The 6,072-nt window shown below is 69.7% G+C and carries 3 protein-coding genes; all 3 read left to right on the top strand.

Features of this window, described 5'->3' with window-relative positions; translation table 11 throughout:
- Positions 1-5,025, top strand: a 5,025-nt coding sequence (locus A9X04_RS13205; RefSeq protein ID WP_156764346.1) for a type I polyketide synthase, incomplete at its 5' end; no start/stop codon positions are given.
- A gap of 112 nt (positions 5,026-5,137) precedes the next feature.
- Entirely contained in the window at positions 5,138-5,530 is a 393-nt protein-coding gene (locus A9X04_RS13200) for a holo-ACP synthase (protein ID WP_065444533.1), read from the top strand.
- A gap of 103 nt (positions 5,531-5,633) precedes the next feature.
- On the top strand, positions 5,634-6,072 hold a 439-nt coding region (locus tag A9X04_RS13195; protein WP_156764345.1), incomplete at its 3' end, for a M20/M25/M40 family metallo-hydrolase.

Genomic DNA, 6,072 nt, shown 5'->3' with positions numbered 1-6,072 from the left:
CAGTTCACCCAAGTCGCGATGGCGACCGTGGCGGCGGCGCAGGTCGCCGAGATGCGCGAGCAGGGCGCCTTCGTCGAGGATGCCATCGCCTGCGGCCACTCGGTCGGGGAGTACACGGCCCTGGCCTGCGTGACCGGCATCTACGAGCTGGAAGCGTTGCTGGAGACGGTGTTCCACCGCGGCTCCAAGATGCACGACATCGTCCCGCGCGACGAGCTGGGCCGCTCCAACTACCGGCTGGCGGCGATCCGACCCTCGCAGATCGACCTGCCGGACGACGAGGTGCCCGCGTTCGTCGCCGGAATCGCCGAGCGCACAGGTGAGTTCCTGGAGATCGTGAACTTCAACCTGCGCGGCTCGCAGTATGCGATCGCCGGCACGGTGCGCGGCCTCGAGGAGCTGGAAGCCGAGGTGGAGCGGCGTCGCGAGCTCACCGGCGGGAAGCGGTCGTTCATTCTGGTGCCGGGCATCGACGTGCCGTTCCATTCCCGGGTGCTGCGCGTCGGGGTCGCGGAGTTCCGCCGCTCACTGGAACGGGTCATGCCGCGCGACAAGGATCCCGACGTCATCATCGGGCGCTACATCCCGAACCTGGTGCCGCGTCCGTTCACCCTGGACCGCGACTTCATCCAGGAGATTCGGGATCTGGTGCCCGCCGAGCCGCTCGATGCGATCCTCGCCGACTACGAAACCTGGCTGAGTGAGCGCCGTAACGAGATGGCGCGCATCGTCTTGATCGAGCTGCTGGCTTGGCAGTTCGCCAGCCCGGTGCGCTGGATCGAAACCCAGGACCTGCTGTTCACCGAGGAAGCCGCGGGCGGTCTGGGTGTGGAGCGGTTCGTCGAGATCGGCGTGAAGTCGGCGCCGACCGTCGCCGGGCTGGCCACCAACACCCTCAAGTTGCCCGAATATGCCCACAGCACAGTCGAAGTGCTCAACGCTGAGCGCGACGCCGCAGTGCTGTTCGCCACCGACACCGATCCCGAGCCGGAGCCGGAGGAGGCCGCGGTTGATTCCGCGGCCGCCGCCGCGGACGGTGCGCCCTCGTCTGATGTCGCCCCGGCCGTCGCTGCGGCTCCCGCCACTGCTCCGTCGGGTGCTCCGCGTCCCGACGACATCGGTTTCGACGCCGCCGACGCCACCCTGGCGCTGATCGCGCTGTCGGCCAAGATGCGCATCGACCAGATCGAGGAGCTGGACTCCATCGAGTCCATCACCGACGGGGCCTCGTCGCGGCGCAACCAGCTGCTGGTGGACCTCGGTTCGGAGCTGAACCTGGGCGCCATCGACGGCGCCGCCGAGGCCGACCTCGCCGGGCTGCGGTCGCAGGTGACCAAGCTGGCGCGCACGTACAAACCTTTCGGCCCAGTGCTTTCCGATGCGATCAACGACCAGCTGCGCACGGTGCTGGGGCCCTCGGGCAAGCGGCCGGCCGCCATCGCCGAGCGGGTCAAGAAGACCTGGGAGCTCGGCGACGGTTGGGCCAAGCACGTCACGGTCGAAGTGGCGCTGGGAACCCGCGAGGGCACCAGTGTGCGCGGCGGCGCCATCGGCCACCTGCACGAGGGCGCGTTGGCCGACGCCGCCTCCGTCGACAAGGTCATCGACGCCGCGGTGACCTCGGTCGCCGCGCGCCGCGGCATCGCGGTGGCGCTGCCGTCGTCGGGCGGCGGTGGCGGTGCGACGGTCGACGCGGCCGCGTTGAGCGAATTCACCGACCAGATCACCGGTCGCGACGGCGTGCTCGCCTCGGCGGCCCGCCTGATCCTCAACCAGTTGGGCCACGACGATCCCGTCAGCGCCATCCCGACGGCCACGGACGCCGAGCTCATCGATCTGGTCACCGCCGAACTCGGCGCGGACTGGCCGCGTCTGGTGGCGCCAGTGTTCGACGCCAAGAAGGCCGTCGTGTTCGACGACCGGTGGGCTAGCGCGCGTGAGGACCTGGTCAAGCTCTGGCTGACCGACGAGGGCGACATCGACGCGCAGTGGCAGGGCCTGTCCGAAAGGTTCGAGGGCGCAGGCCACGTCGTGGCCACCCAGGCCACCTGGTGGCAGGGCAAGTCGCTGGCGGCCGGTCGACAGATTCACGCGTCGCTGTACGGCCGCATCGCCGCGGGCGCGGAGAACCCCGACCCGGGCCCCTACAGCAACGAGGTCGCTGTGGTGACGGGCGCGTCGAAGGGTTCGATCGCGGCGTCGGTGGTCGCGCGGCTGCTCGACGGTGGAGCCACCGTCATCGCCACCACATCGAAGCTCGACGAGGAGCGGCTGGCGTTCTACCGCGGGCTGTATCGGGATCACGCCCGCTACGGCGCGGCGCTATGGGTGGTCGCCGCCAACATGGCGTCCTACTCCGACATCGACGCGCTTGCCGAATGGATTGGTACCGAGCAGACCGAAAGCCTTGGGCCGCAATCCATTCACATCAAGGACGCGCAGACCCCCACGCTGCTGTTCCCGTTCGCGGCGCCCCGGGTGGCCGGCGACCTCTCGGAGGCCGGTTCGCGCTCCGAGATGGAGATGAAGGTGCTGCTGTGGGCGGTGCAGCGGCTGATCGGCGGCCTGTCCAAGATCGGCGCCGAGCGCGACATCGCATCGCGGCTGCACGTGGTGCTGCCCGGCTCGCCCAACCGCGGAATGTTCGGCGGTGACGGCGCATACGGCGAAGCCAAGTCGGCGCTGGACGCGTTGGTGACCCGTTGGCACGCCGAATCCTCCTGGGCCTCCCGGGTCAGCCTGGCGCACGCGCTGATCGGCTGGACCCGCGGGACCGGGCTGATGGGACACAACGACGCCATCGTCGACGCCGTCGAGGAAGCCGGGGTCACCACCTACTCCACCGACGAGATGGCGGCCATGCTGCTGGGCCTGTGCGACGTCGAGTCGAAGGTCGCGGCGGCCGGCGCGCCGATCAGGGCGGACCTCACCGGCGGTCTCGGCGAAGCCAACCTGGACATGGCCGAACTGGCTGCGAAAGCCCGCGAGCAGGCCACGTCGGGCGAGCAGACAACGGAAGACGGTGCGCCCGAGGGCACCATCGCCGCGCTGCCGTCCCCGCCGCGCGGCTTCACCCCAGCACCCCCGCCGGAATGGGCAGACCTCGACGTCGACCCGGCCGACCTGGTGGTCATCGTCGGTGGCGCCGAGATCGGGCCCTACGGTTCGTCGCGCACCCGGTTCGAGATGGAAGTTGACAACGAACTGTCGGCGGCGGGCGTCCTGGAGCTCGCCTGGACCACGGGACTGATCCGCTGGGAGGACGACCCGCAACCCGGTTGGTACGACACGAAATCCGGCGATCTGGTCGACGAGGCCGAGCTGGTGGAGCGTTACCACGACGTCGTCGTGGAGCGGGTGGGCATTCGCGAATTCGTCGATGACGGCGCGATCGACCCCGATCACGCGTCGCCGCTGCTGGTGTCGGTGTTCCTGGACAAGGACTTCACCTTCGTCGTCTCCTCGGAGGCCGACGCTCGCGGGTTCGTCGAATTCGATCCGGAGCACACCGTCATTCGGCCGGTCCCCGATTCGAGCGACTGGCAGGTCACGCGCAAGGCCGGCACCGAGATCCGGGTACCGCGCAAGACCAAGCTGTCGCGGGTCGTCGGCGCACAGATCCCCACCGGATTCGATCCGACCGTGTACGGCATCAGCCAGGACATGGCCAGCTCTACCGACCGGGTGGCGCTGTGGAACATTGTCGCGACCGTCGATGCGTTCCTGTCGTCGGGATTCACCCCCACCGAGCTGATGCGGTGGGTCCACCCGGGCCTGGTCGCCAGCACCCAGGGCACCGGCATGGGCGGGATGACGTCGATGCAGACCATGTATCACGGCAACCTGCTTGGCCGGAACAAGCCGAACGACATCCTGCAGGAAGTCCTGCCGAATGTCGTTGCCGCGCACGTCATTCAGAGCTATGTGGGCAGCTACGGCGCGATGATCCACCCGGTCGGCGCATGCGCGACCGCGGCGGTATCGGTCGAGGAGGGCGTCGACAAGATCCGCCTCGGCAAGGCCGAACTGGTCGTCACCGGCGGCTTCGATGACCTGACGCTGGAAGCGATCATCGGCTTCGGTGACATGGCGGCCACGGCTGACACATCCATGATGCGCGGCCGGGGCATTCACGATTCGAAGTTCTCCCGGCCCAACGACCGGCGGCGCCTTGGATTCGTCGAGGCGCAGGGCGGCGGTACCATCCTGCTCGCCCGCGGCGACCTGGCCCTCAAGATGGGTCTGCCGGTCCTGGCTGTGGTGGCCTACGCGCAGTCGTTCGCCGACGGCGTGCACACCTCGATCCCGGCCCCGGGTCTGGGCGCACTGGGCGCCGGCCGCGGCGGCAAGGATTCGGCGTTGGCGCGCTCGCTGGCCAAGCTCGGCGTCGGCGCCGACGACATCGCGGTGATCTCCAAGCACGACACGTCCACGCTGGCGAACGATCCCAACGAGACTGAGCTGCACGAGCGGTTGGCCGACTCGCTGGGCCGCTCGGAGGGCGCCCCGCTGTTCGTGGTGTCGCAGAAGAGCCTCACTGGCCACGCCAAGGGCGGCGCGGCCGTCTTCCAGATGATGGGCCTGTGCCAGATGCTGCGCGACGGGGTGATCCCGCCCAACCGCAGCCTCGACTGCGTCGACGACGAGCTCGCCGGGTCGGCCCACTTCGTCTGGGTGCGTGAGACGCTGCGGCTGGGCGAGAAGTTCCCGCTCAAAGCGGGGATGCTGACCAGCCTCGGGTTCGGCCACGTGTCCGGACTGGTGGCGCTGGTGCACCCGCAGGCCTTCATCGCCACGCTCAACCCCGAGCAGCGCGCGGACTACCAGAAGCGCGCGGAGGCGCGGCTGCTGGCCGGTCAGCGCCGGTTGGCCTCGGCCATCGCCGGGGGCGCGCCGATGTACGAGCGGCCACCGGACCGTCGCTTCGACCACGACGTACCGGAGAAGCGGCAGGAGGCGGCGATGCTGCTGAACCCGGCGTCCCGGCTGGGCGGGGGCGACGCCTACGAGGTTCCCGCCGGATGACGTCGTCGCCTTATTGCCCGGCTTGCCCCCGCAAGCGGGAGGTGCCCCCACCTCGCTCCGCGGCGCGGACCGCATCGTCGCCGGGCGAGACCGTCCGTTAGCCTGGCGTCCCATGGGAATTGTCGGTGTGGGGATCGACGTCGTCTCCATCCCTGATTTCGCCGAGCAGGTCGACCAGCCGGGAACCGTCTTCTCCGAGACCTTCACGCCCGGTGAGCGTCGCGACGCCTCGGACAAGAGTTCCTCGGCCGCGCGCCACCTGGCGGCGCGCTGGGCGGCCAAGGAGGCGGTGATCAAGGCGTGGTCGGGATCGCGGTTCGCGCAGCGGCCCGTGCTGCCCGAGGACATCCACCGCGACATCGAGGTGGTCACCGACATGTGGGGGCGGCCGCGGGTGCGGCTGAGCGGCGACATCGCCAAACACCTGGCCGACGTGACGATTCACGTGTCGCTGACGCACGAGGGGGACACCGCCGCCGCGGTGGCGATCCTGGAGACGACCTGAGCGTTGCCGAGCGGCCGTGTTTGTACACAACACGCCGGTAAACGGTGACATTTGGGGACGCTCGCCGGGAGGGTCCGCCGGCCGCGCGACTAGCCTCGCGGTCATGAGTGATCTTGTGGAGCGCGTCCGCGAGGTGTTGCCGTCGGTGCGGCGCGACCTCGAGGACCTGGTGCGCATCGAATCGGTGTGGGCCGACCCGGGCCGACGCGACGAGGTGCACCGCAGCGCGCGAGCGGTGGCGGACCTGTTGTCGCAGGCCGGATTTGGCGATGTGCAGATCGTCAGCGAGGACGGCGCCCCTGCGGTCATCGCGCGGCATCCCGCGCCGCCGGGCGCGCCGACCGTGCTGCTGTACGCCCACCACGACGTGCAACCCGAAGGCGATGCCGGCCAGTGGGCGTCGCCACCCTTCGAACCCACCGAACGCGGTGGCCGGCTTTATGGACGCGGCAGCGCCGACGACAAGGCCGGCATCGCAACGCATTTGGCGGCGTTCCGGGCGCACGGCGGGCAGCCGCCGGTCGGCGTGACCGTCTTCGTCG

Source organism: Mycobacterium sp. E3247, from assembly GCF_001667785.1.
Classification (GTDB): domain Bacteria; phylum Actinomycetota; class Actinomycetes; order Mycobacteriales; family Mycobacteriaceae; genus Mycobacterium.
This window is presented reverse-complemented; position numbering and strand designations above follow the sequence as displayed.

Coding starts and splice junctions, on each gene's coding strand:
- A9X04_RS13200 (WP_065444533.1), top strand. CDS start 5,138: ATGGGAATTGTCGGTGTGGGGATCGACGTCGTCTCCATCCCTGATTTC.